Origin of the sequence: Thermofilum pendens Hrk 5 (assembly GCF_000015225.1) — an archaeon.
GTDB lineage: Archaea > Thermoproteota > Thermoprotei > Thermofilales > Thermofilaceae > Thermofilum > Thermofilum pendens.
The window spans coordinates 976061-1001272 of the sequence record NC_008698.1 but is presented as its reverse complement, the minus strand read 5'-3'; the positions used below and the strand labels follow the sequence as shown (position 1 = coordinate 1001272).

General features: G+C 61.0%; 27 protein-coding genes and 1 pseudogene. 9 read left to right on the top strand and 19 right to left on the bottom strand.

The window, feature by feature from the left end; genetic code table 11:
* Positions 1–4 precede the first annotated feature (4 nt).
* The 12 genes from TPEN_RS05465 to TPEN_RS05410 form a co-directional block, all read right to left on the bottom strand.
* A complete protein-coding gene (locus TPEN_RS05465) occupies positions 5–778 on the bottom strand; it encodes a phosphate ABC transporter ATP-binding protein (RefSeq protein WP_011752726.1) in 774 nt (257 codons plus the stop codon).
* Positions 775–1614, bottom strand: coding sequence for a phosphate ABC transporter permease PstA (gene pstA, locus TPEN_RS05460; protein WP_011752725.1), 840 nt, complete (start codon positions 1612–1614; stop codon positions 775–777). The genes TPEN_RS05465 and pstA overlap by 4 nt, the downstream gene beginning before the upstream one ends.
* Positions 1611–2507: a phosphate ABC transporter permease subunit PstC gene (gene pstC / locus TPEN_RS05455; protein WP_011752724.1), complete on the bottom strand. Its 897-nt coding sequence runs from the start codon at positions 2505–2507 to the stop codon at positions 1611–1613. The genes pstA and pstC overlap by 4 nt, the downstream gene beginning before the upstream one ends.
* A 98-nt stretch (positions 2508–2605) precedes the next feature.
* A complete protein-coding gene (pstS, locus tag TPEN_RS05450; protein WP_011752723.1) occupies positions 2606–3709 on the bottom strand; it encodes a phosphate ABC transporter substrate-binding protein PstS in 1104 nt (367 codons plus the stop codon).
* 101 nt (positions 3710–3810) lie between these two features.
* Positions 3811–4725, bottom strand: coding sequence for a sugar ABC transporter permease (locus tag TPEN_RS05445; RefSeq protein ID WP_011752722.1), 915 nt, complete (start codon positions 4723–4725; stop codon positions 3811–3813).
* A gap of 3 nt (positions 4726–4728) precedes the next feature.
* On the bottom strand, positions 4729–5682 hold the full coding sequence (locus TPEN_RS05440; RefSeq protein WP_148677973.1) for a carbohydrate ABC transporter permease: 954 nt from the start codon (positions 5680–5682) through the stop codon (positions 4729–4731).
* 32 nt (positions 5683–5714) lie between these two features.
* Complete coding sequence (locus TPEN_RS05435) at positions 5715–6971, bottom strand: extracellular solute-binding protein (RefSeq protein ID WP_011752720.1); 1257 nt, start codon at positions 6969–6971, stop codon at positions 5715–5717.
* Between the two features lie 59 nt (positions 6972–7030).
* On the bottom strand, positions 7031–8986 hold the full coding sequence (locus TPEN_RS05430; protein WP_011752719.1) for a molybdopterin biosynthesis protein: 1956 nt from the start codon (positions 8984–8986) through the stop codon (positions 7031–7033).
* Positions 8986–10179: a molybdopterin molybdotransferase MoeA gene (locus TPEN_RS05425; RefSeq protein ID WP_011752718.1), complete on the bottom strand. Its 1194-nt coding sequence runs from the start codon at positions 10177–10179 to the stop codon at positions 8986–8988. Before TPEN_RS05425 ends, TPEN_RS05430 begins: the two co-directional genes overlap by 1 nt.
* 15 nt (positions 10180–10194) lie before the next feature.
* Positions 10195–10467, bottom strand: a complete 273-nt coding sequence (locus TPEN_RS05420) for an acylphosphatase (RefSeq protein ID WP_011752717.1) — start codon at positions 10465–10467, stop codon at positions 10195–10197.
* A gap of 91 nt (positions 10468–10558) precedes the next feature.
* The gene (locus TPEN_RS05415; RefSeq protein WP_011752716.1) at positions 10559–11449 is read right to left on the bottom strand and encodes a GHMP family kinase ATP-binding protein; all 891 of its coding nucleotides are present in this window, start codon (positions 11447–11449) and stop codon (positions 10559–10561) included.
* A 4-nt stretch (positions 11450–11453) separates the two neighbouring features.
* Positions 11454–12164 carry a hypothetical protein gene (locus tag TPEN_RS05410; RefSeq protein ID WP_245534141.1) on the bottom strand — a complete coding sequence of 237 codons (711 nt, stop codon included), beginning with the start codon at positions 12162–12164 and terminating at the stop codon, positions 11454–11456.
* A 51-nt stretch (positions 12165–12215) separates the two neighbouring features.
* Here TPEN_RS05410 and TPEN_RS05405 point away from each other — a divergent pair, with 51 nt between their 5' ends.
* The 3 genes from TPEN_RS05405 (at position 12216) to TPEN_RS05395 (ending at position 14465) form a co-directional block, all read left to right on the top strand.
* The gene (locus tag TPEN_RS05405; RefSeq protein WP_011752714.1) at positions 12216–12791 is read left to right on the top strand and encodes a DUF998 domain-containing protein; all 576 of its coding nucleotides are present in this window, start codon (positions 12216–12218) and stop codon (positions 12789–12791) included.
* Between the two features lie 287 nt (positions 12792–13078).
* Positions 13079–13519, top strand: coding sequence for a MarR family transcriptional regulator (locus TPEN_RS05400; protein WP_011752713.1), 441 nt, complete (start codon positions 13079–13081; stop codon positions 13517–13519).
* Positions 13520–13649: 130 nt separating this feature from the next.
* The gene (locus TPEN_RS05395) at positions 13650–14465 is read left to right on the top strand and encodes a 4-vinyl reductase (protein ID WP_011752712.1); all 816 of its coding nucleotides are present in this window, start codon (positions 13650–13652) and stop codon (positions 14463–14465) included.
* Here TPEN_RS05395 and TPEN_RS05390 read toward each other — a convergent pair.
* Together TPEN_RS05390 and TPEN_RS05385 are read right to left on the bottom strand one after the other, a co-directional pair.
* Positions 14446–15726: a BPG-independent phosphoglycerate mutase family protein gene (locus tag TPEN_RS05390; protein WP_011752711.1), complete on the bottom strand. Its 1281-nt coding sequence runs from the start codon at positions 15724–15726 to the stop codon at positions 14446–14448. The two genes, TPEN_RS05395 and TPEN_RS05390, sit on opposite strands and share 20 nt — an antisense overlap.
* 50 nt (positions 15727–15776) lie before the next feature.
* Entirely contained in the window at positions 15777–16073 is a 297-nt protein-coding gene (locus tag TPEN_RS05385) for a hypothetical protein (RefSeq protein ID WP_011752710.1), read from the bottom strand.
* A gap of 176 nt (positions 16074–16249) precedes the next feature.
* Here TPEN_RS05385 and TPEN_RS05380 point away from each other — a divergent pair, with 176 nt between their 5' ends.
* Positions 16250–17056 (top strand): NAD+ synthase, encoded by an 807-nt coding sequence (locus TPEN_RS05380; RefSeq protein WP_011752709.1) that lies wholly within the window; start codon positions 16250–16252, stop codon positions 17054–17056.
* Here the strand turns inward: TPEN_RS05380 and TPEN_RS05375 are convergent.
* Entirely contained in the window at positions 17053–18309 is a 1257-nt protein-coding gene (locus TPEN_RS05375; protein WP_052885186.1) for an MFS transporter, read from the bottom strand. The two genes, TPEN_RS05380 and TPEN_RS05375, sit on opposite strands and share 4 nt — an antisense overlap.
* 220 nt (positions 18310–18529) lie before the next feature.
* Here TPEN_RS05375 and TPEN_RS05370 point away from each other — a divergent pair, with 220 nt between their 5' ends.
* Together TPEN_RS05370 and TPEN_RS05365 are read left to right on the top strand one after the other, a co-directional pair.
* Positions 18530–19441: a prenyltransferase gene (locus TPEN_RS05370; RefSeq protein WP_011752707.1), complete on the top strand. Its 912-nt coding sequence runs from the start codon at positions 18530–18532 to the stop codon at positions 19439–19441.
* 36 nt (positions 19442–19477) lie between these two features.
* Positions 19478–19942, top strand: coding sequence for an 8-oxo-dGTP diphosphatase (locus TPEN_RS05365; protein ID WP_011752706.1), 465 nt, complete (start codon positions 19478–19480; stop codon positions 19940–19942).
* On the opposite strand, the gene cyoE is transcribed toward TPEN_RS05365, so the two are convergent.
* Genes cyoE through TPEN_RS05350 form a run of 3 tightly spaced genes read right to left on the bottom strand, consistent with a single transcriptional unit; the run spans position 19939 to position 22869 of the window.
* Entirely contained in the window at positions 19939–20787 is an 849-nt protein-coding gene (gene cyoE / locus TPEN_RS05360; RefSeq protein ID WP_011752705.1) for a heme o synthase, read from the bottom strand. The genes TPEN_RS05365 and cyoE overlap by 4 nt on opposite strands.
* 30 nt (positions 20788–20817) lie before the next feature.
* Positions 20818–21456 (bottom strand): hypothetical protein, encoded by a 639-nt coding sequence (locus TPEN_RS05355; protein WP_011752704.1) that lies wholly within the window; start codon positions 21454–21456, stop codon positions 20818–20820.
* A 60-nt stretch (positions 21457–21516) separates the two neighbouring features.
* Positions 21517–22869 carry an L-lactate permease gene (locus tag TPEN_RS05350; protein ID WP_011752703.1) on the bottom strand — a complete coding sequence of 451 codons (1353 nt, stop codon included), beginning with the start codon at positions 22867–22869 and terminating at the stop codon, positions 21517–21519.
* An 87-nt stretch (positions 22870–22956) separates the two neighbouring features.
* On the opposite strand from TPEN_RS05350, the gene TPEN_RS05345 reads away from it, so the two are divergent.
* The 3 genes and pseudogenes from TPEN_RS05345 (at position 22957) to TPEN_RS05340 (ending at position 24237) form a co-directional block, all read left to right on the top strand.
* Positions 22957–23214, top strand: coding sequence for a hypothetical protein (locus tag TPEN_RS05345; RefSeq protein WP_011752702.1), 258 nt, complete (start codon positions 22957–22959; stop codon positions 23212–23214).
* A gap of 27 nt (positions 23215–23241) precedes the next feature.
* Positions 23242–23343, top strand: a pseudogene (locus TPEN_RS10185) (NAD(P)-binding protein); the annotation flags it as partial.
* A complete protein-coding gene (locus TPEN_RS05340; RefSeq protein WP_011752701.1) occupies positions 23344–24237 on the top strand; it encodes a geranylgeranyl reductase family protein in 894 nt (297 codons plus the stop codon).
* On the opposite strand, the gene TPEN_RS05335 is transcribed toward TPEN_RS05340, so the two are convergent.
* Complete coding sequence (locus TPEN_RS05335; protein WP_011752700.1) at positions 24234–25211, bottom strand: SPFH domain-containing protein; 978 nt, start codon at positions 25209–25211, stop codon at positions 24234–24236. The genes TPEN_RS05340 and TPEN_RS05335 overlap by 4 nt on opposite strands.
* Position 25212 lies beyond the last annotated feature (1 nt).

Sequence of the window (25212 nt, the reverse complement as noted above, 5' to 3'; positions counted from 1 at the left end):
CGCGCTACGCGCGTGCTACCGGGGTCTCGACTGCCAGCCTTCGAAGGATGTCGTAGTACTCGCGGCTACTCGTGATCACGGAGCTCAGAACACCCTCCCTCACTACCCTCCCCTTGAAGAGTAGGGCGCCCCTCGACGCGAGCCGCAGGGCTTGCTCCGGGTCGTGCGTCACTATTATCACCGTTATCTCCCTTGAGAGGCTCTTCACGAGGTCTTCTATCTTCGCGGCGTTCACGGGGTCTAGGTTGGCGGTCGGCTCGTCCATTAAGAGTACGGAGGGCTTAAGCGCGAGGGCCCTGGCTATGCATAGGCGTTGCTGTTGCCCGCCGCTCAGCGTTGTCGCCGGCTTTCTGAGCTTGTCTTTGACCTCGTCCCAGAGGGCTGCCTGCTCCAGTGCCTCGCGGACGATGGCGTCGAGCTGCCTCCCCCTCGCCAAGCCGTGGAGGCGCGGTCCCAGGGCGACGTTGTCGTAGATCGAGAGGTGGGGGAGCGGGTTGGGCGTCTGGAAGACCATGCCGACCATCCTCGCTACTTGCTCTGGGCTTAGATCCCTGTAGACGTCCAGCCCGTTGACCTCGACCCTCCCCTTAACCCTCGCCTCGGGCCTCAGCTCGATAAGCCTGTTTATCGTTCTGAGAAGCGTCGACTTGCCGCAGCCGCTGGGCCCCATTACCGCGTATATCCCTCTCCGCGGGACGGAGATGTTCACGTCGAAGAGTACTTGCTCCTTGCCGTAGTACACGTTCAGGTTCACTGTTCTGACCGCTGGGTCGCTCATAGCCTCACCTCCCTCACCGAGACTCTCAGGGCGATAGACGCGGCGAGCGTGAATGCTACGAGGATGAAGGCCGCCCCCCAGGCGAGCTCCTGCCAGTTCTCGAAGGGGCTCTGCCCGTACGTCCACACGAGTAGCGAGAGCGTGCTCGAAGGGCCGAGCAACCCGTAGAAGCCGTTGAACGCGGCGCCCGCCGTGAAGAGCACCGGCGCTGTTTCCCCGAGGGCCCTGAAGTAGGCCGCGAGGAGGGAGCTCGCTATGCCCCTGAGGTTCATCGGTAGCAGGACTAGTAGCACGGTCTTCCACTTTGGGAGGCCTAGCGCGAAGGCAGCCTCTCTGTAGGCGAACGGTATGGAGGAGAGAATCTCCTTCGTATGCACCACGATGTACGGCGTTACCACCAGGGAGAGACTCAGCGCGCCTGCCAGCAGAGAGGGGCTCTTCGTGTACACTACGACCGCCCCGTATACGAATACGCCTAGAAGCACGCTTGGTACCTCGCTGAGGAACTGGGACGCGTGCTCCGCCAGCCTGGCGAGGGGGTCTCGGGGGTACTCGCTCACGTATATCCCCGTCAGGACGCCTAGAGGCGAGGACACGAGGACTGCTATCAGGGTCATAAGCAGGGTTCCGAGCAGCGCGTAGATGACTCCTCCCGTCTCCCCCACCCCTGGGGGAGCGGGGGGTTCCGTGAAGAACGAGATGCCTCTTCTCAGCACCACCGAGGCGCCTGCGTACAGCGGCTTGGCCACGAGGAGTGCTATGAGCAGGAACACCGTCGCTGAGAACACGGTTGCACCTGCGGCTACAGCGGTGTTCACGAGCCTCCTCCTGTTCACCTGCCACCACCTCTGTGCGCCGGGAGCCCCGCCCTTGAGGCTAGCCTCAGCCCAGCGTACGTTGCAATCGAGCTCACGGCGAGTAGGAGGAGGGCGGCGAAGTAGAGGGCGCTCGGCAGGTACCTGTAGTAGTACGCCATGCCGAACTGGTTCGCTATTAGGCTTGTAACCGTGTAGGATGGCTCGAAGACGTTGGGAGAGAGGTTGTAGACGTTCCCGACGACCATGCTGACAGCCGTCGTCTCTCCAACCGCCCTGCCGAAACCTATGAGGAGCGAAGCCGCGAAGAAGCCGCGGATCATTCCGAGAATTATCCGGGCACGCTCAACCCTCGTGGCGCCGAGGCTCGTCACCGCCTCTACGTACGCGAGCGGGACCGACTTGTAAGCTACGAGCATCATTGCCGCAGCGTAAGGCGTTATCATCGTGGCCAGTACGATGGAAGCCGAGAGTATGCTCGGACCGCTGACTCCCTCCATCCCCAGGGTTCTCCCGAGCCACCTCACGGCCGGGACCACTGTGGATAAGCCCCAGAGCCCGTACACCACCGTGGGGACGGACGCGGCGACGTTTAGCGCCTCCTCGAGCGCCGCCCTTAGGGGGCGCGGAGCCACTTCCTCGACGAAAACAGTCAGCGATAGCGAGAATAGCGCTACGAGCGCGAGCGCCAACGCCGCAGTGTACAGCGAACCAAGAACTGGGACAGCGACGCCGTAGAGCTCCTCGGAGGGGTCTTCGGAGGGCCTCCAGGCATTGCTGGTAAGGATCGCGAGACCCTCGCGCGCTAACACCGGGATGGACTCACGGGCGAGCACGACAACCATAGAGCCCACGGCGAGTAGAAGGACGAGGGCTACGGGTGCAAGCACGAGGCGTAAAGCGTCCAGCTCCATGGAGGTCCCAGTTATATCGCCGCAGCTCCACTTATATAGCTTTCTTTAGTAATTGAACGTAATAGAAAGTTATTGCAAAAAATATATAGTTTTTAAAGTTAGCCCCCAGCCTCGAGGATGGCGGCGACCCTGAGTATTGCTTCGCGCAACTGCTGCGGTACGGGGGCATAGCCCTCTACGATGCTCTCGGGGCTCTGACCCTCCGTGGCTATGTACTTTAGGAAGAGTGCCAGGGCTTTAGCCTTCGGGGGGTCGTAGTTCTTCGGGCCTTTGACTACCAGGAAGGTGGGAGTGGATATGGGGTAGGCGTCTGGGTCGGGGTTTCCGAATATCGCCTCTAGGTAGTTTACGCCGGCTATGCTCGAGGAGGGGTCGAGCGCTGGGAGGGCTGAGGCGGCGATCGTAACGCTTCTCGGTGTCGGTAGAACGAAGTTTCCGGACTTGTTTCTTATAGCCGCGACGCCGAGGCCCTTCGTGTACGCGAGCTCCACGTACCCTAAAGCGTAGGGCGTGCTGTTCACAGCCTGGGCTACTCCGGGGTTCCCCTTCGCGCCCACCGCGCGGCCGAGCCCTGCGAGGGGCCACTGCACGGTTTTACCCGCCCCCACGGTTTTCCTCCACTCCGGCGAGACGTAGGACAAGTACTTCGTGAAGACTTCGTTCGTGCCGCTCGCGTCGCTTCTGTACACGAGTACTATCTCCTTGTGCGGCAGGTTAAGGCCGGGGTTCAGCTCCCTTATTCTCGGGTCGTCCCAGTACGCTATCTTGCCGAGCAGTATGTCGGCAAGAACCTCCCCGGTAAGCCTGAGGTTGCCTGCCCCCTTGATCTCAGGCACGTTGTACACCACTGCCACGCCGCCGAGGATGTAAGGTAGCTGGTATACCTCGCCGAACCTGCTCCGGGCGGCGCTGTACTGCTGGTCGTTGAGTGGTACATCGCTCCCCGCGAAGTCGACGATGCCGTTTAAGAAGTCGCTTATCCCCTGCCCCGAGCCTACGCCGGCGTACTCGATCTTGATGCCGGGGTGCTTCGAGGTAAACCTGTACGCCCAGGCCTGTATCTGGGGCATGGGGAATGTGGCCCCGCTACCCTTGAGGAGGACCTCTCGCTGCGCCTGCTGCGAGCCTATCCATAGTACCGCCGCTAGCGCGAGCCCCACTAGGAGTACGGTCAGCGCGGCTCCTCTACTTGTTAGCGGCATGTATACCGAGCTGGAGAAAATCTATGTAGCTAATAAGGCTTTCTATATATATTATCTATTTGAGCCCAAAAATATTTATAACGATGGAGCCTCTCTAGGCGCTACCCTTTCACTGCGCCCATCGTAAGCCCTGACTTCAGGTACTTCTGACTCACCACGAAGAGTATGACGACTGGTATCGATGCCATGAAGCTTGCCGCGGCGAACGCGGGTATCCCTCCGTAGGTGCTGGCGTACTGCTGGTTTCTAAGCTGGGTTATGAACACCGGTAGGGTGTAGTAGTTCTCGTTGCTGAGAAGGAGCGTGGCGAGCATGAACTCGTTCCAAGCGCCTAGGAAGACCAGTATCGCTATCGTGGCTATCCCGGGTAGCGCGAGCGGGAGGGTAATCTTCCAGAAGATCTGGAACGGCGTAGCCCCGTCTACGAGCGCCTGCTCGTCTAGCTCCCGCGGGATGGTGTCGAAGAAGGACTTCAGGAACCAGGACGAGTACGGTATAGCGCCCGCTAGGTACACGAGTATCAGGCCCCCGGGGCCCAGGAAGGTCCCCTTGGGCAACCCTATGGCCCTGAACGTCTGGTCGTAGAACACCAGGAGCCTGTATAGCGGTATGAACGTTACGAGCCCGGGTATGCTGTTGAGTACGAGGAGCGTCCAGAGTAGCTTCCTCTTGCCCGGGAAGTTGTACCTGCTGAAAGCGTAGCCCGACATCGTGCCGACGAGGACGGCGAGCAGCATGGTCAAGGTGCTCACGTAAACGCTGTTCCACATGAATAGCGGGAACTTCGTCTTAAAGAGTAACATGTAGTAGGTCGTCTCCTCAATTGAGGAGGGCAGAGAGTCCGGCTTCGGGAACAGGGCGTCCAAGAGGCTTATCTTCTCCGTGGGTAGCGAGGCCCCGAACTTCCTCAGGCTCGTCAGGACAACCCACGTGACCGGGTAGACGATTGCGTAGCTCAGCACGGCGACGAGGACTAGGAGGGCGATCCTCTGCGCCAGGGAGTGCGCCTTCGCCACCGCCTACTCACCCACGACTCTCAGCTTCTTCATGGCGTATATGCTGGCCGGTACTACGAGCAGTGCCAGGAATATGGAGAAGGCCGCTCCGTAGCCGTAGTCCCCGAACTGCCATATCGTCCTGTAGCCATAGGTCATGAGCAGGTCGGTAACGTAGATGGTGGTGCCGATAGCCTTCACGAATATCTGCGGGCCTCCCCCCGTCAAGAGCCACACTACGCCGAACTGCTGGAAGGTCGTTATCGTAGTCAAAACCGTCGCGATCGTTAGGGGCGGCTTTATGTGCGGGAGCACTACGTAGCGGAACGTCTGCCACCCGCCCGCGCCGTCGACCTTCGCCGCGTCCAGCAGGTCCCTCGGAAGCGTTTGCAGAGCCGCCAGGGTGACCGTCATTATGAAGGGGTACGCCAGCCAGACATTCGTAGCGTTGATGGACACCCAGGGCCAGAACGTGTCCAGCCTCTGCCCGAGCCAGTCTATTCTCTCGAGCCCCAGGTTCATGAGTATCTGGTTGAAGTAGCCGTAGGAGTACTGGTAGAGGAAGAACCACGCCATTATGCTTATATAGCCTGGGACGGCCCAGGGAACGATGAACACAGCCTGCCAGAACCTGCGCCAGAGTAGCTTGTCCGAGTTAAGCATGAAGGCGAAGGCTACCCCGACTAGTACCTGCAGGGCGACGTTTACCACCGTGAAGAACACTGTGTTGAGCAAGGCTCTACCCAGGCCGAGCTCGGGCGTTAGCAGCTCCTCCACTATTCTCCGGAAGTTCTCGAGGCCTACGAAGTCCCAGGAGATCCACTTACCCTTCGTTGTGGACATGTCCGTGAACGCCATGTAGAAGCCGAATACTAGTGGGTAGAAGCTTACCATGGCGAGCACTACGAGCGCCGGTAGGAGGAAGAGTATGGGGGCGCTATACTTCTTAACGGAGGATACGGGCAAACAAACCACCACCAATGAAAACGGTAAATAAAAAAGTTTTTAACTCATTTCTTCAGGGCCGCTCTTAGCTCCTGGGCCGCCGCCTTCGCCGCGTCCTGCGGGGATAGCTGTCCCTGGTAGACCTGGCTTATGTACTTCGGCACGACGTTCCACATCTGCGCGACCTCGGGTACGTTCGGCATCGGTACGCCGTACTCGGCCTGCTTGAAGAACGCGCTGATAACCTTGTCACCGGAGACTGCCGGGTCCTTCATGGCGTTCTTCCACGTGGGTACGTGTCCAGCCATCTTGGCGAGCTTTACGGAGGCTTCGCCCGTTATGTAGTGCGCCAGCGCTATTGCTTCGTCGAGGACGCCCCTCTCGGCGGCGTTCTTAGTCACGAAGACCGCCTCCACCGTCATGAAGGGCCTGGCCGGGTGCGCCGGGTCTATAGCCGGTATGAGGGTTATCTCGATGTCCGCGAGGTTCTCGCCGAAAGCCTTTTTGAGGTCTCCGATCCACCATGGACCGTTTATGGCCATCGCGGCTTTACCGTTCATGAAGAGGTTGGTCATCATGTCGTAGCTGATGTCCGGCGGGAGGTACTTGCTGAACTTGGCGATTATCTGGAACGCCTGGACGGCGCCGGGGCTGTCCAGCGCTGTCTCCAGGGTGTTGGGGTCGAGGTAGTAGGCTCCGAGCCCGTAGAACCAGCAGCTACTGAAGTACGCGTTCTGCACGTCGTACGCGAGGCCGTACATCCCCTTAGCCTTGAACTGGTCCATTATGCTCCACAGCTCGTCGAGCGTCTTCGGGGGAGTGGCTAGGAGCTTCTTGTTCACTATCAAGGCCGGTAGCTTGATGCTCTCGGGTAGCCCGTAGATCTTGCCCTTCAGCGTTACTCCCTGGAGGGCGCTCTCCATGTACTCTCCCTTAAAGGCGGAGACTTTGTCCGTGATGTCTACGAGAGCGCCCGCCTGGACGAGCTCGCCCGTCCAGTCGTGCGGGCCGGTGAAGAGGTCCGGCCCTTCGCCGACCGGTACCGCCTGTATAACCTTGTTCTTGAGCTGGTCGAAGGGGACGTTGACTATGTCTATCTGGTAGTTGGGGTTCTTCGCCCTGAAATCGTCTATAACGGCTTTAAGTGCGTCGTACTCTCCGCCAGTCCACGCCGTCCATATAGTTATCTTTACCTGTTTAGGCGCCGGTTTAGGAGCGAACATCGGGTAGAGGGCTACAGCCGCTAGTGCTACGATAACCAGTACAGCAACGGCGATAAGAAGCTTGTTTACTCCCTTCTTTCCCTTTTCCTGCGCCGCCACGGGTATACAATTATATTCCTTCTTATAAACTTTTCTAATTCCTTTTAAATAATGCTAAGTCAGAGCTCGATTATACTGCCCGTCTCCGGGCCCACGATGTAGCCCTTTAAGCCGGCGTCTCCCCTGCGGGAAAGCTCCCTTAAAGCCTCGATAATCCGCTTCACCGCGCTTTTTTCGAGGGACTCCTTCCTGACTAGGAGGTCGTACTCCTCGCTCGCCAGGTACGTGAAGCCCAGCCCGTAGCGCTCCGCAACGTACCTCACGGCTACGCCGACGTCGGCTACTCCCCGGCTTACGAGGTAGGCTACGGCTTCGTGGGTTTTAACCTCGAACGAGTAGCCTTTAAGCCTCTCCTTGAGCTCCGCCGCGTCGACGCCTTTCCCCCTGGCTTCCTCCTCTAGGAGGTGGTCTACGAGTACCCGGGTACCGCTCCCGGGGTTCCTGTTCACGAACCTGTAGCCCCCCTCTATTACCTCCGCGAAGCTCGATACCGGGCCTACCTCTTTCCTGTAGACGAATCCTTGCTCGCGCTTGTAGCCCTTCACGAGGACGGCGTCCCTTATCCCGAGGCGCTTAACGTAGGGGACGTTGTACTCCCCCGTCTCGGGGTCGAGGAGGTGTGTGCCGGCGATATCCGCTACGCCAGACTTCACCGCCTGTAGCCCGGCGAGGCTACCCACGTTCACCACGCGCACTTCCCCGGCCTCCGGGATACTGGCTACTATCGACTGGAGCAACGGGTCGTGGCTCCCGATGATGTTCACCCGGTAAGCCCTCTGGAACGGGTTCAGCACTACTTCCAGCTCGCTCCCCTCGGGGGCGTACTCGAGGTTCTCCGGGATCACCGCGAAGCCGTCGACGAGGACCATCAAGGATACTCTCCCGCTGTGCCCCGGCAACGGGAAAGCCGCCTGGCGCCCACCCCTCTCCGCCAGTATCACCGGGACAAAGACCCTTATCCCGGCCTCGCCGCGGAGCGGCGTAGCGATGACCGCCCTCCTCCGGGGGAGCTGCTGGGGAGACACTCCCTGAAGCCTGAGGATTACGGGTAGCAGGTACAGGTTGACCGTTAGGAGGCAGGACATCGGGAAGCCGGGCAGGCTGAAGACTATCTTCTCGCCGTGCAGGGCGACGGCGAGGGGCCTCCCGGGCTTCTCGCGGACTCCGTGGAGGATTATCCCCGGGTCCAGCCTCGAAAGGGCCCTGTATACTAGGTCCTCGGGCCCCGCTGAGGTCCCGCCGATCGTGGCTACGACGTCGTTCTCGTCGAGGGCTCTGTGCAGGACCTCCTCGACTTCTCCGAGTTCGTCGCGCGCACGGGGGTACACTTTGGGCTCGGCGCCCGCTAGCTTCGCGTAGGCGTACACCATCGTGGAGTTCGAGTCGTACACCTGGCCGTACTCCAGCGGTTCTCCCGGCTGCCTGAGCTCGTTCCCCGTGGGGACTATGCCGAGCCTTACGGGCCTGTAGACCTTCACTGTTCGAACTCCGAGCGCGGCGAGCGTCGCGGCGAGCGTGGGGGTAAGCTGGGTGCCCTTCCAGGCTACGACTTCGCCCTCGGCTACGTCCGAGCCGGCGGCGTCCACGTTTTCGCCGCGCGCGACCGACCTGTAGAAAGTGACCTCTCCCCCCTCCTGGTGGGTGTACTCGACCGGAACAACGGCGTCCGCGGGGTAGGGGACTACCGCCCCCGTGGATACCTCGACGCACTCGCCCCTGCCTATCGTGACGAGCCTAGTCTCCCCAGTCGAAACCTTGCCTACAAGCCTCAGCTTCCTTGGCCTATCCTCGTATACGCCGACGAGGTCGTCGCTGCGAACGGCGTAGCCGTCTACGAGGGCCCGCGTGTAGGGCGGGTAGTTGAGCGGGGAGAAAACGTTCTCCGCGAGAACCCTCCCGACAGCCTCGGACACCGGTAGCTCGACGACTCCGAGGGGTACCAGCGGCCTGTACGACTCTATGATGGGTAGAACCTCGTCCACCCCAACCAGGCTCCTGTAGATCTTGCGCTGCATCACTCCTCGACCTCCCCGTAGAGGTGTACCTCGACCTCTTCTCCCTCGTCGTAGCCCTCTAGGCCCTCCGGCACGATCACGTAGCCGTTGCCCCTCAAAAGGCTCGCAAGCGCCCCGGAGCCGCCCAGCATGACAGGCTCAGCTAGAAGGGTGCCTCCCTCCCTGTACACCCTGACCCTGGCGAACCCGACCACGCCGGCCTTGACGGTGATCCTCCTCGTTAGCCTCGCCTTCACCCTCGGGAGTAGCGGGACCTTCAGGCCTACGCGTCTGAGGAGGGGCCTCAGGAAGACCTCGAGCGTGGAGAGGGCTGCCACGGGGAGCCCGCTAGCTGCGAGGTAGAGGCGGCCGCCCTTCACGGCTACGCAAGCCGTTTTGCCCGGTTGAAGCGCGAGCCCGTGCACGATGTACTCGGGCCCTAGGGATTCGAGCGCCTTAACGGTGAAGTCGTGCCCACCCATCGAGGTCCCGCCTAGGATCACGACGAGCCACTCACCCCTGCTCCCCGCCCACTCCGCCACTGCCTCGGGGGAGTCGGGGGCCACGGAGACGTCGGTCACCCTGAAGCCCAGGCTCCTCAGCCAGGAGGCTACGAGGAAGTGCGTGAACGGCCTGAAGTACGTGCCCCCCACTATCTCGTCGCCCACGTTGAGGATGCTCGCCTCGACTCTGAACACGTTCACGTGGCTCCTCCCCTCGAGCACGAGGGCCGAGAGGTGGTGCGGCTGGATGCGGTCGCCCACCCTAACTATGGGGACTCCCTCCTCGTACTCCTCGCCCGGCAGGGAGACGTTCTCGTACCTCGCGACCCTCCTGAACAGGTGGACCCTGCCGTCCTCCTCCAAGGCGTCCTCGACGGGCACGACGGCGTCCGCGCCCACCGGTAGAAGAGCGCCCGTCTCAACCCTTACCGCGGAGCCCCTCGGCAACTCGAACCCCTCGGTTGAGCCGGGCCTCAGGACTCCTTCCAGCAACCTCAGGGTAACCGGGGCGCCCGGAGACGCGGGCTCCACGTCTTCAGCTCTGACGGCGTAGCCGTCTACCACGCTCTTCGGGGCAGGGGGGAGCTTGAAGGACGACACTACGGTCTCGGCGGAGTACCTACCGAGAGAGTCGAGGACCGGCACGCTCTCTGCGGGCGGCCGGGAGAGGAGGCCGGAAACCTCCCCGAGAACCCTGCCGACGCTGTGCAACTCCCTAATACCGCGTCACCTGTACTTGATGTAGAAGTCCCTGAACTCTCCCCTGTACTCCTCCCACTCGACGTCCACGCGCTCCACCCTAGCCAGCGGCGGTCCCCGCCTCGCCCACTCGATGACCTTGAGAACCGCGCCCTCCTCGCCTTCCAGCACAGCCTCCACCCTCCCGTCCGGCAGGTTGCGGACCCAGCCGTTCACGCCGAGGCTCCTCGCCACCTCCTGCATCGACGCCCTGAAGAACACCCCTTGAACGAGACCCGAGACGTATATGTGCGCCCTCACGAGGCGCTGGCCACGCCCCGAAACACCGCTACCAACAGCGATGGCAGACCACCTCTCCTTAAGTAGCCCGCCGAGGGAAAAAAGGCTTTCGCTACGCGAGCACGTGCGCAGGCTCCCAGCTTATCTCCGAGACAACGACCCTTGCGCCCATCTCCGAGAGGGCGCGCGAGGCTCGCTCCACCTTGTCCTCGTAGACCAGGAGGAACGCCGTGTCCCCTATCTGTGCCTGCCCGGCGCCCACCGCCCCCAGTTCTTCTGCGAGCTTGAAGGCTTTCCTCACGTTGGGCGTCGCGAGCCCGGTTTCGAGCGAGAACCTCTTGGAGACCTCGGCGAACTTCTCGATAGTCATTTCTCGGGCTAGCTCGTCTACGAGCCTTCTCCCCACCCGGTCTATCTCCGCGAGGTTCTTCGAGGAGAGTATGCTGGGCTTCGGCACCGCGCCGAAGAAGCCCACTACGACCTTTACGTCGTCGAAGAGTATCCTGTCTACAGCGTCGAAGCCCGGGGCCCCGGGCTTCAGGACTACGACGGCGCCTCCCACCACTAGCCCCGATACCGTCCCCAGGCCCGTCCTGTTCTTTACCTCCGCTACGTGGGCGACCCTCGCGAGCTCCATGTAGCCGAGCTTTAACCCGAGGAGCTTGCCCAGCGCTAGAGCCGTTGCGAGCGCGCTCGCACCGCTAGTCCCCAGGCCTCCGCCCACGGGGACCGATACGTCAACCCTGACCTCTAGCCCCCCGCTCAGCCCCGCCCTCGCCAAAAGGTCGCGCGCCACGGTCTCCACGGTCGGCATGATCCTAACTCCGTTGCTGACCTCTACCCTTACCCCTTCGCCGCCCGTCAGGCACGCTTCGACGAGGACTCCTTTCTTCAGCGCTAGCCCCGCCCCCCTAGCCCCCGTCGCCAGGTAGTCGCCTTCCACTATGTGGGTTTCGAAGAGCCCGCTTAGCCCGGCGGGGCTCCACGCCTTCGCGCACCTCATAGCCTTACTCCTCGAACACCAGCCCCGCCTTCTCGAGAACCCTGACGGTCGGGGGCACGAAGAGGGCTATGAAGGGTATCTCCGTGAGGTAGGTCCACACGAACCATACCAGCGCCGCCCACGCCGGTAGCTGCGCCTGCCCCGTGGGGAGCACGAAGAACTGGCTGTAGGCCCACACGCCGACCCCTATTATGGCCGAGCCCAGCATGAGCCCCGTCGACCCCGCGAACACTATCCTCCTGCTCTGCCTCGCGACGACCATGGGGGTCACCGTGAAGGCTAGGGCAACGGCAGACGCGACGACGAAGGATTCGTCGAGGATGCGCGCGTAGTACAGCGCCGACAGGGCTAGGACCGTGGCCACGAGCTCCACCGCTATCCCGGCCAGTACCCTCCGCTCGTCCCTGGCGAGCCTGTAGACCGCCCCCACCGCGTAGAATCCGAGGAAGTTCGCCGGAACCCCCACGGACAGGCTCAGCAAGGGGTTACCGTGCACCGCCATATCGCTTATGAATATACCTATAGCGGCGCCCAGCCCTCCTATGAGCGGGGAGAAGGCTACCGCGAACGTCGCCGGGACGAAGACCGAGGGCCAAAACCTGACTGTCCCTATCACGGGGGCGAAGAGCCCTAGGTAGGTCAGGTAGCCTAACACCGCGTAGAGAGCGGCGCAGAGCGCTACCAGGGACACACTTAGAGACTTCCTGGGCTTCACGGGTGCGAGGCGCGCGGAAAGATTTAAGATTCTTTAGTTTAACTTGTTTATGTGAAAAACCTCGTAAAAACCCTGCTACTGGCAGGCCCCCTAGCATTCGCAGCGTTCCCAGTCGTCGTGTACTTCTCGGCGTCCAGCAACCCCTGGTGGAGCCTCTACAAGCATGCCTTCAGCGACCTCGGAGGCCCCAGGGCGGCGAATCCGTGGATATTCAACTACGGGCTCATGGCTATGGGGCTTCTGGTCGTCGTCTACTCGTTCGGGGTGCTCCTAGCCTCGAAGACCAAGTACGAGTCATTCGCCGCGGGCCTACTATTCGTAGCCGGCGTGTTCCTCTTCCTGATAGGGTACTACCCGAGCGGCACGAAGCCACACACGTTCGTGAGCCTCTGGTTCTACTTGCAGTCGTTCATCGCATCAACGGCTCTCGGCATAGCCCTACTCCTGAGCGGTAGAAAGGCTGTAGGCACGGCTCTGCTCGCACTAGGGCTCGTCCCCGTACCGCTGGGAACACTCATTGAAGCGACGGTAGGCTGGCCCTCCGTAGCCATACTCGAGCTCGCCGGTGCCTTGTTCATAGGCGCAAGCGCAATCGTGGCAACCCTCCACTACATACGCGAAGCTTAGAGAAGCGAAAAACCTCTTCACAATCAAAGGTTTTTCCATCCCCCGTATGGCGCGCTTCTAGTGGGAAAAATAGGCGGCGTTTTTTCCTGGCTGTTTTGCCAATGCATGCCTGGAGCCTAAAGCGGAGTGCGAGGACTGACGGCGGCGTCGAGGAGGACGCCGAGGAGTTCAGGAGGCTGGGGCTGATCTAACCACGCGCGAGAAGACTAGGATTAAGCGTACACACGCGTCTAAGGCATAGACCTAAAAACATATTAAGGATTCCGGGGTCTTTCTTTCGAGTCTCGATGCCCGACGCGGCTGTAAACCTCTTGGCCAGGCTTATATCCAGGCTCGAGCTTGGAGAGGCGGCGTCCAAGGTTCTAGCCGTGCTAGTCCTCTCCGAGCACCCGCTTTCACAGCTAGAGCTGGTCAAGGCTACTGGGTACAGCCTGAGCCAGGTTAGCTCGGCTCTCGCCTTCTTAACGGGGCTGGGGTTTGTGTCGTTCGTTAGGAGCGGTAGAAAGAAGCTTTACTACTCTGAGAAAAATATCACGGACCTCGTGGGGGAAATCGCTAGGAGAATGCTTGAACAAGATATCAAGCCGCTTATACGCGAGCTCGAAAAAATGCCGGAGAAGAGGGAGAGAATACGCCTCCTCCTCGACGACTGCAACTTGGCAGCCGAGAAGCTCCAGAAGTCCTTCCTGCCGGGCATAGTGACCGGGAAAAAGCTGAAGATACTGTAGCAGTACGCGTAGGCTAGGGGTCTCCGCGGTAACGCGCATAGCTAACGCTAAAACTTCGAGATTCTTACCGTTTACATAAGTTAAAGCTCATAAAAAATTTATAAGCAACGTCGCTAAAACAATGTAACGTATGGAGAAATACAAACCCTACCGGGTGGGTAGGACCGTTTATGCCGTGGGTAAAACCCCTGTCTTCTTCAATATCTCGTTAAGCCCCGCGGCACTGGAGGAAGTAGGCGTCCTGGAGAGAATATTGGAAGTATTCAGGAGGGCAAACGTTAGCATCTTAACTTTTAAAGTCTCGGGTAGCCGCCCGGGTATCAGCGAGCCCGGAAGGGTGGTGTTGGCGGCCGACCTGACCGGTAGGATGGGGGAGCTACGCGACCTCGTATCCTCCCTCAGCTCCCTGCCCCACGTCCTCAGTGTGGAGACTGCGCCGCCGCTATTCGACGGCTTCGCGATGGACTTGTGGAGCTTCCCTCTGCTTTTCGACGAGAAGAGGGTCGTCTTCTTCGACGAGGAGTTCCTGAGGGGGTTCATACTGGGTGGGTGGAGGAAGCTTGGAGACGGCTACGGCGGTATACTCTTTTACTCGTCCTTCCAGGCGGCTAGGAGGGTGTTCGACGAGTACATAGCCCCGAAGAGTAGCAAGCTGGAGGACAGGCTCCTCCTCGTAGAGGAGATTCTGAGAGTCTTCGGTTTAGGCGTGTTCAAGGTTTCCAGCTACAGCGAGAGAGAAGTGGTGGTAAAGGTCTACGACGGCACGGAGGCGAAGGCCTTGAAGGGGACGGAGGTCCCAGCCGAGTTCATAACGAAGGGGATGCTCGCAGGGCTTGTCAGCGGGCTTTGGGGCGCACCGTACGGGGAGGTCTGGGTTGAGGAAAAGAAGTGCGTCTTGAGGGGAGACGAGTACTGCGAGACCCACCTTAAGCGTAGACCCTCCTAAGCCTCTCCAGGAGCCGCGGGAGCACCTCGTAGCCGTGCTCGAAGACTCCGAGGGAGCCTCGGGAGCACTCTTTCTCCGTGAACCTCGGGACGCCGTCGGGCGTTACTCCGGGAGCCATCAGGGCTAGGGGTACCGGGTCGTCCGTGTGGGATTTTCTGGTGTAAGGCGTGGCGTGGTCTGCAGTTACGAGTAGCGCCGTGGTGGCGGGGTCTATCTCCCTTAGGAGCGGCGCCAGGTAGTACTTGTCGATAGCCTCTATTGCTTCAACCTTCCTCTTAAGGTCCCCGTCGTGGCCCGGCTCGTCGGGCCCCTTCAGGTGGACGTATACCACGTCGTTCCTCTCGAGTAGCTTCAGGGTGGCTTCAAGCCTGTCGGCGTAGTCCTTGGCTTTGTCCTCGCTGGGCGGCGGGACGCTCGCCATGTCCATCCCCAGTATCCGCGCAATGCCTATCTCGACGGGCATCTCGGCGACTGCGCCGAAGCGCAACCCGTACTTCTCGCTTATCCTCTGGAGCCTCGGAAGCCTCCCCCCGGAGTCCCTCAAGAGTATCGCGTTCGCCGGTAGCTTCCCCTCCCTGGCCCTCGCCATGTTCACGGGGTGGCCTCGGAGAACCCTTATGGAGAGCTCGGTGAAGGCATTCACGAGGTCCGCCGTCCGCCTAGCCTCCTCCGAGTCGTCGAGGGGGCGCGCCTCCGCCACGAACGGCTCAAAGCTGGGCTTCGCTACGGATACGTAGCCCCTCTTCTCGTAAGCGGGGTCCGTGTTGCCCACGTTGTCCGAGAGCCTCCTCGACCTACTCCCGATGACGACGACAGCTCTATGCCCGACCGTCGCCACTACACGCGCGTACCCGTCGTGCACCCCGAGGTCCACGCCGTCCAGTGCCCGCGCGAGCTCGCGGGCCTCCTCGCTCGAGAGGTTCCTCCCGCACCTCCTGTCGATAATCCTCCTCGTTTCGGGGTCTACAGTCGCGAAGTTTGCCCTGAAGGCGACCTCGAAGCCCTCCCTTATCTCTAGGCCGGCGCCCACAGCCTCTATGGGCCCCCTACCCGTGTACTCGGTGTGGGGGTCGTAGCCCAGTATGGAGAAGACGGCAGCGTCGCTCTCCGGCGCAACCCCCCTGCCCACCGTGTATACGAGGCCGCACGCAGACTTGGAGGCGACCCCGTCGAGGGCGGGCTTCCTGGCAACCTCGAGCGACGTTGGACCATCCTCCGGCTTGTCAGCAACGCCGTCCAATACCAGGTATACCAGCTTCATCAAGGAAATAACCCTTGGCCGGTTATAAATAAGCAGTGTAAAACTTACCGTTAAGTCACACCGCGCTTCTCGCTCTGCTCTATGTACCTCAGCCACCCCTCGAGAACCTTGGGATCCACCTCTTCCCGTTGCCCCCCACGCACGATTACAACCCTGTCCACCACGAGGTCCTCTCCTTCCTTGAAGCCGCTGATCTTTATCTCGGCGTTCTCGCCGAGAACCTCCTCCAGCGCGACAGACGAGAACGTAACGGTGACCCTGCCCTCCCTCTCCTCCCACGAGTACAGCCCAGTCTTCGAGGTGAAACTCCTCAACTTCTCCAGGTTAACCCTGCTGACGCGCGACATCCTCCTACCAAGTCATTTTTCGCACTTCGCCGCTTAAAAAGGCTTGGGGTACCGAGCAACTCTAAGCGTGACGCGCGCTCAACGTTTCTCGTCAACCAGAAAGACTGTCCCCTTGGCTCAGCGCGCGCACGCTACCTATATACGTCCCCAGGATCTATGATGGTCCGGGAGCCTGTATGGGTGTCTCGGGAGGCGTCTTGCCGGAGCTCGACTGGAGGGTAGTAGAGGAGGTTATAACCCGGGAGCTTAGGCGGTACGTCTTCGAGGAGGCTGGGAAGAGCGGGGGAGTTGTCGGCGTCAGCGGAGGGGTTGACAGCGCCGTAACCTTGTTGCTGACTGCGAGGGCGCTGGGGCCCGAGAATACCTACGCGTTGATCATGCCTTCGAGCGCGACGCCGGAGGAGGATCTGCGCGATGCCTACGAGGTCGTGAGGATCGCCGGTTTACCCGGCGGGAACGTGGAGACAGTCGACATAGAGCCTATACTGTCCAGGTTCGAGGAGAGCCTGGGCCCGCTCACAAGGGTTGAGAGGGGGAACCTCGCGGCTAGGGTGAGGATGTGCATTCTCCACGCGCGGGCGTACAGGAGGAACAGCCTGGTTATCGGCACGGGGGATAAGAGCGAGCTCCTCCTGGGCTACTTCACGAAGTACGGCGACGGCGGGGTCGACGTGCTCCCGATAGGGGACCTCTACAAGACGCAGGTCCGCAGGCTCGGGTTGCACCTCGGGCTACCCGAGAGGATAGCATTCAAGCCGAGTAGCCCGCGGCTGTGGCCCGGGCACGTAGCCGAGGAGGAGCTGAAGCTCACCTACGAGGTTGCAGACAAGATCCTCTACCTGCTCTTCGACAGGGGGGTAGACCCATCCGAAGTGCCGGGCATGCTGGGCGTCGGCAGGGAGCTCGTGGAGAGAGTTCTCGAGCTCCACAGGAGGAGCGAGCACAAGAGGAGGCCTCCCTACGTGATCAAGGTGGGGGTTTAGCTTCCCTCGACGTTTCGCAACGCTAGGTCGACTTTCCTCGTGAGCTTCCCGAAGAGGGTGAGGGCGAGCGGGGTGAGCAGGACTCTGAGCATGAAGCTGGCAACGAAGGGGGTTTGGGGCCCCAGGTTGCTGTACATCCACCCCCCTATGTACGCGCCTAGGCTCCAGCTCGCCGCCGGCGCGAGCCCCCAGAGGGCGTAGATCCTCCCCCTGTACTCTTTCGCTACGAGGTCCGCCCTGAGAGACGAGTACGCGAGCCCGTAGAAGGCTCCTCCCACCGCTCCGAAAAGCGTGGAGACGATGAGTGCCGGTAGCGTGAAGCTGGAGGATGGCGGGGAGAGGACGAAGAATAGCTGGCTCAGCGTGCCCATCAGGAAGCCCAGGGTTATCGAGAAGTTCCTCCCCCTGGTGTCCACAGCCCTCCCGGCGGGTATCAGCAGGCCTAGGTTCACGAGGCTTCCCAGGGAGGCCAGCATGGCTAGCTCGCTCTTGTCGACCCCGAGGTAGTAGTACATGTAGTAGTTCGAGAGGAAGGACATCGCGCCCACGAGGTTGAAGAGGGTGTCCAGCGTTATCAGCGTGTAGACATCGCGGGACACGTGCCTCAAGGCGTCCACGTAGGATTCGAGCATGTTTACCCCGGAGCCCCTCGGCTCGAGGGTCTCCTCTATCCATAGTAGCCTTGCAACCGCGATGGCTACGCCGGTAACGAACGAGAGGAAGAATATCACCCTCACGCCGCCGACGAGCCCGTAAGCATTTACCAATGCGGCTCCGCCGAGCGGGGACAGCGAGGATGCCAGGCCCGGCACCAGGTGTAGGAGTGCGTTCATCCTCCCCCTGAGGTGCAAGGGAACCGAGTCCGCCTGTATCCCTTCGAGCGCAGGCTGGTAAAAGAGGGCGAAGCCGTTGAGCACGCTGGCAATGGCGTAGCTCCGCCAGTCGGTTGCAACGCTCATCAAGAGGTATGCGAGCGCTACGAGGAACGTCCCCACCCACAGAACCCTCTTCCTACCGTACCTGTCCGAGAGGAAGCCGCCGACTATCCTTGAAAGCGCGTTCGCCACTTGCGTTGCTGACTGCACCAGCGAGATGTCCTCGGGAGATGCCCCCAGGCGGCTAACGTAGAGCTGCGTGTACGGCCCCGCCATCGCCTGTACCGGCGACCAGACGAGCCAGCCTAGCGCTAGCACCTTGATGTTCCTAGGAACCCTTCCAAGGGACTCCCTAACCCTCCCCAGCCATCCACCCACGGGGAAACGAGAAAAACCCTCGGGAATTAAAACTTTTTTACACGCTGCGCGCGCCTCGTGTAGCACGCTAAGGAGAGGGCCGGGCGCCTTTCCCTGGTGGTTCTTACCCCTTTATTCTCGTGCCCTAGCAGGGCGCATTCTATGCGGTTCTTCGACGAAGTCCCGAGAAAGCCGGCTTTTCTTTTTCTCCCCTTCTTGCACGCAAAGGTTTTATGTATGCATGGAGGTCTTCTGCGGCGTGAGGCTGAAAGAACTCTTCATCTTTACGAGGCCATGGTCCTTCGTAATGACGGCTATATCGATAACGGGGGCGGCTGCTTACACGTACTACCTTGCGCGTAGCTTCGACCCCTTGCTCTACGCCGCCACGCTTCTCGGGGTAACGTTGCTCCACGCGTCTGCAAACGTGCTGAACGACTACTACGACACAGTTAGGGGCGTGGACGTCGAGGGGGCTCCGACTACTCGCTACAGACCGCACCCCATCATCGCCGGGAAGATGTCAGCGGGGCAGGTGCGTAACTTCGGCTTGGCGTTGATGGCGGGTGGGCTTGCCTTCGCCTTTGCGTTAGCGCTTGTACGCCAGGTCGTGGTAGTCCTGCTGGCGCTCACCGGGGTCGTGCTACTCTTCACGTACTCGGGTCCGCCCGGCCTCAAGTACAGGGCTTTGGGGGAGCTCGGAGTATTCCTGAGCTGGGGCGTCTTCATGTGGCTGGGGACTTTCTACGTGCTCACGGGGGAGCTTTCCCTTCTACCGGTGCTAGCGGGCATCCCGGTGGGCCTTCTGGTGGCCGCAGTGCTCACTGCGAACAACCTGAGAGACATAGAGTTCGACTCCAGTAGGGGGGCTGTAACTCTCGCCGTCGTGCTGGGACGCTCTAGGGGGCTGGCTTTCTACGCCTTCGAAGTGTTTTCGGCCTACGCCGCAACGATTGCCCTAGTGTTGCTCGGCGTGCTACCGCTCGGCTCCCTCCTAGCCCTCCTCTCCTTGCCGCAGGCCTTCAGGCTGTGCAAGGCTTTCAGGGAGAAGATACCGGAGACTGCGGACCCCCTCACGGCGCAACTCGTGCAGAACTTCGGGCTTCTCTACATAGCCGGGATACTGTTAAGCACCCTCGTTGCGCGAGCATAAAAATCGATTTTTATACCTTAAGACGCTTCCACCCTCGTGTGGATCGCTACTCTATGCTACCTGCTCAGGGGGGACGAGGTACTGCTTATACGCAAGCTAAGAGGATTCGGGGCGGGGAAGTACAACGGCGTCGGCGGGAAAGTCGAGGAAGGCGAGGACATCTGGCGCGCCGCGATGAGGGAGGTTCTCGAGGAGACGGGGGTTGAGGTGAAGGGGCTTTCCTACAGGGGTCTACTGGAGTTCTACGCCGGCGGCGAGGAACCCGAGATAATCGTGCACGTCTTCGTGTCCAGGGATTTCGCGGGCGAAGCGAGACCCTCCGATGAGGCTGTCCCGACGTGGTTCAAAGTGGGGGAGATACCCTACGACGAGATGTGGGAGGACGACAGGGTGTGGCTTCCTCGGGTTTTGGAGGGGCGCTGCGTGTACGGTAGGTTCTGGTTCAGCGGGGGGTTCGAGAAAATGCTTAGGTACGAGTTAAGCGTGTACGACGGGTGCTAGGTAAGCACCAGCAAGACGAAGAATAGCCCCATGAAGATGTTTACAAGCTTGAAAGCCCTGTACGCTTTCTCCCTGTACTCCCCGCTGACAAGACCCTTCAGAAGCACCGCCACCGCCAGTACCAGGGGGACTGCCGCCACCGCGAAGCCCACCGCAGAGATCAAGCCGGCCCTGAACGCCAGGAATGCCACTAGGAACACGGCGACAGCCGCGGCAAGAGAAGCAACAACACCCGCCCTCTCCCCGTAGACTGCGGGTAGCATCGGGACGCCAGCCCTCCTGTAGTCCTCGGAGTAGTACGTGCTCAGCGTCCATATGTGCAGGGAGCTCCAGACCGCTACGAGGAGCATGAGCAGCACCCCCTGGTAGCCGAATCCCCCCGTGGCCGCCGCCCAGCCGCCCAGCGCCGGCATGCCGCCCGCGAAGCCCCCGAAGACAACGCTCCAAGGGCTCTTCCTCTTGAGCAGGACGGTGTACACCGCTATGTCTATCAGGAAGCCCAGGAGCCCCGCTACGAAAACGTAGGGGTTGACCGCTACCCCAGCGGCGAGGCCCGCGGCTAGGGCCGCTGAGCTGGCGAGGACAGCGTCCTTCGCGCTCATCCTCCTCGCGGGTAGAGGTCTGTTCCTGGTTCTAAACATCGCGGAGTCTATGTCGGCGTCTAGGACCATGTTGAAGCCCGTGGTTCCAGCTATGGACAGGAACATGGAGAGAGACGCTAAGACAAGCGTAGCCGGGTCTGGTTTCCCCGCGCCTTCGAGGTAAGCGCATACCCCCGTGACTAGTAGCAACGCGGTCTGCTTCACCTTGAAGAGCTCCAGCAGATCTTTCGCGGAAGGCGCCATCGCTTAATCGAGGCACGCACCCTTATATTTTTACACATTTAGGGGTCTCAGGGAGTATAGGAGGCTACACGTAGCCTCGCCTCCCTCGTAGAACTCCACGTAGACTGCGCGGGGGTACCCCTCCTCCACTGTGAGAACACCTTTATAGCTGGTGGGGTTGGAGCCCTCCAGCCCAGCGAGCCTTAACAAGTACTGGTAGAGCCCCGTGCACGTGTCCGTGCACCCACCCCCGAAGAACACCGTAAACCCCTTCGCTGACGGCTTCAAGTGCTTCTCCGGAGAGGCCCGCGCGAGCTCCAGGAGGCGGTAAATGACCGTGTCGTTAACCCTCCACCCCTCCCCAGCCCTCGCCCACCCTCCCCCCAGGTTTACCAGAGTGACGCTCCTGTTCGAGTAGATGACGCTTAGGGACGGCTGAGACCCCCTTAAAACAACCACCGTGGTGTTTAAGGTGTGGGACCCTAGATCCACGGTGCCGCTTACGAGCACCCTGACCCAGCCCTTCGTGAAGTTCACGCGTTCCTCGAAGACCCAGCCCTTAGAGCCGAGCAACCTGTTCCTAGCGTCGACGATAACCTTCTCCGGGCTCTCCCCGGTCTGAAGCACTGCGACTACCAGTACCACGGCCAGCAACGCGGCAAGCGCGGCGAGCAGGCGCGAAGCCTTCATGTACACCTCGGTCTAGATGCGCCGAGAGCCCTATTAAGCATTCGCGCGAGAAGCGGGGGTTCAAGCCTTAGCCATGCACGCGAGCACCGCTAGGATCGATAGGGGCGCTACTAGCAACGCGATCACCGGGACGACGCGCCGGAAGACCTCCGCTTCGACGCGTTTACCACCGGTCGTCGAGGCGGCTACGGATATCTTCGCCGGCGCTATCCCGCTTCCCAGACCCGCTCCCGCGTTCTGGAGCGCGAGAACCAGAGACTGGTCTACCCCGGCTAGCTCGCCGAAAGTCTTCTGCAAGAGGCCTAGGAGCAGGTTGCTGTTAGTCGCGCTACCAGTTATGAACGCTCCGAGAACGGCGACCACGGGGACGAGGGGGAGGTAAGCCTTCCCAGCGGTCACCGCCACTACTTCGGCTAGCGCCACCGTGTAGCCAGCCTGCTTCGAGACTTCCGCCACGGCCGAGAAGAGGATAACGGCGACCACCGACCTCTTCGTCATGGATAACGCCGATACCGCCGCTTCCCGGGAGAACCTTCTGTGCGCGAGCTGTACGGCGAGGGACACCGCAACCGTGGTGAGCGCCACCCAGAGCAGGCCCCTGGCGCCCAGCGCGCCTAGAGCTATCACCGAGGCGACTAGCATAACGTACGGGCTTACCAGCCTAAGCGTTCTACGGGTAGCGGCTAGGCCCTGGGTAGCCAGGAGGCCTAGAACTAGGCCAGCGAACCCGGTTAAGGCTGCGACCATGGTGCCTGCTACGGCGAACAGCGGTAGGAGGGCGGAGGACGCGAGCGCCACGAGCGCCGCTCGCCGCCTAGCCCTACCTACCAGCAGGGCTAGCGCCAGGATCAAGACGAGGGGGGCGAAGAGGATTCTCGCGGTGAACGCCGCTAAGCTCTCCGCGTCAGCCCCCGTGACTTGCGAGAGTACGAGCGTTGGGACGCCGAGGCTGGCGAAGGGGACTGCCCACACGTGCCCGAACATCGGCAGAAGCGTTGCCTCCACGGCTCCCACGCCCAGCCCCGCCAGGATTGGTGCCGTCACGGCGGGGGAGACGCCGTAGCCGGACATGCTCTCGATGAATCCCGAGAAGTAGACTGCCAGGAAGACCTCTACGCCTTTCCCGGAGGTCAGGCTTTCCCTGAGCCTCCCGACGTAGCCCAGGGACTCGTACGCCTTGTAGAAGTAGATAGCGGCTACTATTAGCAACGAGATCTGGACACCCGTCCACGCGCCGACTGGGGCAGCCCTGAAGACGGCGCCGGCCTTGGACTGCAGTAGGGCCGCGGCGACGACGGTAGCGAACGTAGCCAGGGAAGCCGTAACTACGTCCTTCTTCAGGACGCCGAGAACGAGCGAAGGTACGAGCAGTATAGAGGCACCTACAGCCGCGTCGACAGGGTTTACGCTCATCGCCCCCCTCAAGCGCCCGAAGCTTAAAAACGCGCATTATATAAAGCATTTATTATAGCCAGGCATAGTTAACCCGGTGGGCTCGCAATGTGCCTGGTTAAGTCTAGGAGCCTTGTTTGCGCTTCTAGTAAGACATACTTGCTCGCTGTCGAGGAGGGGTGTTTGGGTAGAGTTGCCGAGTGGCTTGAGAGGGCTGGGAAGGTTACGGCTAGGTACGGGCCTCTGGTTAAAGGCGTGTACAAAGACGCCATAATAACGCTCCTAGAGCCAGACAAAGTACAAGTAATACTACAGTTCAGCAAGCTATCAATAGAGGAAATCGAGGAAGAGATAAAGAAACTGTGAAAAAAGGGAGGGGCTACGGGGGGCAGGATAGCCGTAGTCGGGGCTGGACCCTCCGGGGCGTACCTCGCGAGGCTCCTCTCGGAGGAAGGCTACGACGTAACCGTCTTCGAGGCTAACAGGAAGTTCGCCGTGAAGCCCTGCGGCTGGGGAGTCCCGTACTCGGTCGACGATGTCCTCAGGATCCCCGGGGACGCCGTCCTCGAGACCGTGCGGGGGTACAGGATCTTCGTCGACGGGAGGCTCCTGCACGAGTACAGCGGTAGGAGGCTGGGAGACATAGTCGATAAGGAGGCGTTCATACGGTACCTGCTGGAAGGCGTAGACGTGGTGCACGTGGGCGTTTCTCCCGGCAGGCTCTCGGAGTACAGCCTCGTGGTAGACGCGAGGGGGCACGCGGCGTACCCGGGGAGAAAAGCTCTAGCGCTCCAGGCTACCGTCAGGGTGGAGCCTCCGCGCGAGGAGATATGGGTGTACTTCTACTCGGACCTCGTTGGGTACGGCTGGGTCTTCCCGGCCGGGGACCGCGCCGCGCACGTGGGGGTAGGGGGGCTGGCTGGGAAGGAGTTCCTCGAGAGGAGGCTCGCGGAGCTCCTTAGAACAGTCAGAGGCGAAGTTGTACGGGTATCCGGTTCCCCGATAGCCAGCGGGGGCTTAAAGCCCGGTAAAGGCAGGCTAGCCGTGGGAGAGGCGCTGGGCGCCGTGATGCCTTTGACGGGCGAGGGTATACGCCCCGGGCTAATCTCCGCGAGAGCGGTCTACGAGAGCATAGCAAAGGGCAAGCCTCTCGAAGAGCACCTGAAGACTAGCGGGCTAGCTCTCAACGTGGAGTTACAGCTGAGGATACTGAGCCTTCTGGAGAAATCGACGCCGGAGGAGAGGGTGAGGGTCTTTTCCTCGGCGCCCCTGGAGCTCCTCGAGAGAGTGACAGCTGGGAACGTCGAGCCAAGGGAACTTCTCGGGTTCTCGCTGAGGTACCCCGCGTTCTTCGCGAGACTCGGGTTGAAGGCTGTCGCGAGGGGCTAGGCGAGCTTCGTACCGCAGTACGGACAGTAGAGGGCGTCTGCCGGTACCTCTCTACCGCAGTTGGGGCACTTCTTCGTGGCGGGCTGGAATCGGTAGCCACAGTACGGGCAGAACAGGGCGTCTAAGGGTACCGGGCGCCCGCACTGTGGGCAGGTCTTGGTGGCCGGCGGCTGGGCGGCGGGAGGTTGCTGGGGCAGGGGTTGCTGTGGTGGGGGCTGGAAGAGTGGGGGTATCATAACTACCCCTGCTCCTACGGCTGCGCCTGGGGATTTGCCAAGCTCCCTGGCGACTTCCTTCGCTGTGTCCATTTGTAGCACGTAGCCAGCCGCGCCGGTCTGCTTTATCCAGAAGAGCCTGTCCCTGTACTCGGGGGTCGTGTCTATGGCTTCGAACTTAAGGTCTATGAGCTCGAGGCCTATCCTCCTCACCTCCTCCAGGAGGAAGGCCTTCGTCTTGAAGGATACCTGCTCGAGGCTCGAGAACGCCTCCGCCAAGGAGTACCCGGAGAGGTGCTTTATTACCTTCTCGTTTATGAAGCCCCTTATGAACTCGTTTACCTCGGCGCTGGTATACTTCCCTTGGCCTCCGACGACCTCGGTTACGAAGAGCTTGGGGTCTCCGACCCTGAACCAGTAGGAACCCCTGAACATGAGTGGGGCTAGCTCCGTCGTCTGGCTCCTGCCACCGAACAAGCCTCTGAACTGCTTCGTTGAGACGAATATGACGGTAGCCTTGAACGGGGTTGTCGGGTAGCCGGCGATGGCGGACAGCACCCTCGTCAGCAGGGGTAGGTTCTGCGTTGTCAGCGTGTGCCTCCCGGGTCCAAGCACGTCGTACGCCTTGCCGTCCCGGAAGAAGACGGCGACCTCGTACTCGTGGACTATGAGCTGCGCGCCCCACGTTATGTTCTCGTCGGGGTAGCGCCAGACTATGTCGTCGGGCCCTGGGTTGACCCACTCGATTACTTGAGGCATC

Excerpts from the sequence above, each read along its gene's own strand:
- TPEN_RS05395 (WP_011752712.1), top strand. The coding sequence starts at position 13,650 with ATGGAGAAATACAAACCCTACCGGGTGGGTAGGACCGTTTATGCCGTG.
- TPEN_RS05355 (WP_011752704.1), bottom strand. The coding sequence starts at position 21,456 with ATGAAGGCTTCGCGCCTGCTCGCCGCGCTTGCCGCGTTGCTGGCCGTG.
- TPEN_RS05415 (WP_011752716.1), bottom strand. The coding sequence starts at position 11,449 with ATGAGGTGCGCGAAGGCGTGGAGCCCCGCCGGGCTAAGCGGGCTCTTC.
- TPEN_RS05430 (WP_011752719.1), bottom strand. The coding sequence starts at position 8,986 with ATGCAGCGCAAGATCTACAGGAGCCTGGTTGGGGTGGACGAGGTTCTA.
- TPEN_RS05385 (WP_011752710.1), bottom strand. The coding sequence starts at position 16,073 with ATGTCGCGCGTCAGCAGGGTTAACCTGGAGAAGTTGAGGAGTTTCACC.
- TPEN_RS05335 (WP_011752700.1), bottom strand. The coding sequence starts at position 25,211 with ATGCCTCAAGTAATCGAGTGGGTCAACCCAGGGCCCGACGACATAGTC.
- TPEN_RS05380 (WP_011752709.1), top strand. The coding sequence starts at position 16,250 with ATGGGTGTCTCGGGAGGCGTCTTGCCGGAGCTCGACTGGAGGGTAGTA.
- TPEN_RS05345 (WP_011752702.1), top strand. The coding sequence starts at position 22,957 with ATGTGCCTGGTTAAGTCTAGGAGCCTTGTTTGCGCTTCTAGTAAGACA.
- TPEN_RS05370 (WP_011752707.1), top strand. The coding sequence starts at position 18,530 with ATGGAGGTCTTCTGCGGCGTGAGGCTGAAAGAACTCTTCATCTTTACG.
- pstC (WP_011752724.1), bottom strand. The coding sequence starts at position 2,507 with ATGGAGCTGGACGCTTTACGCCTCGTGCTTGCACCCGTAGCCCTCGTC.
- cyoE (WP_011752705.1), bottom strand. The coding sequence starts at position 20,787 with ATGGCGCCTTCCGCGAAAGATCTGCTGGAGCTCTTCAAGGTGAAGCAG.
- TPEN_RS05400 (WP_011752713.1), top strand. The coding sequence starts at position 13,079 with ATGCCCGACGCGGCTGTAAACCTCTTGGCCAGGCTTATATCCAGGCTC.
- TPEN_RS05350 (WP_011752703.1), bottom strand. The coding sequence starts at position 22,869 with ATGAGCGTAAACCCTGTCGACGCGGCTGTAGGTGCCTCTATACTGCTC.
- pstS (WP_011752723.1), bottom strand. The coding sequence starts at position 3,709 with ATGCCGCTAACAAGTAGAGGAGCCGCGCTGACCGTACTCCTAGTGGGG.
- TPEN_RS05390 (WP_011752711.1), bottom strand. The coding sequence starts at position 15,726 with ATGAAGCTGGTATACCTGGTATTGGACGGCGTTGCTGACAAGCCGGAG.
- TPEN_RS05465 (WP_011752726.1), bottom strand. The coding sequence starts at position 778 with ATGAGCGACCCAGCGGTCAGAACAGTGAACCTGAACGTGTACTACGGC.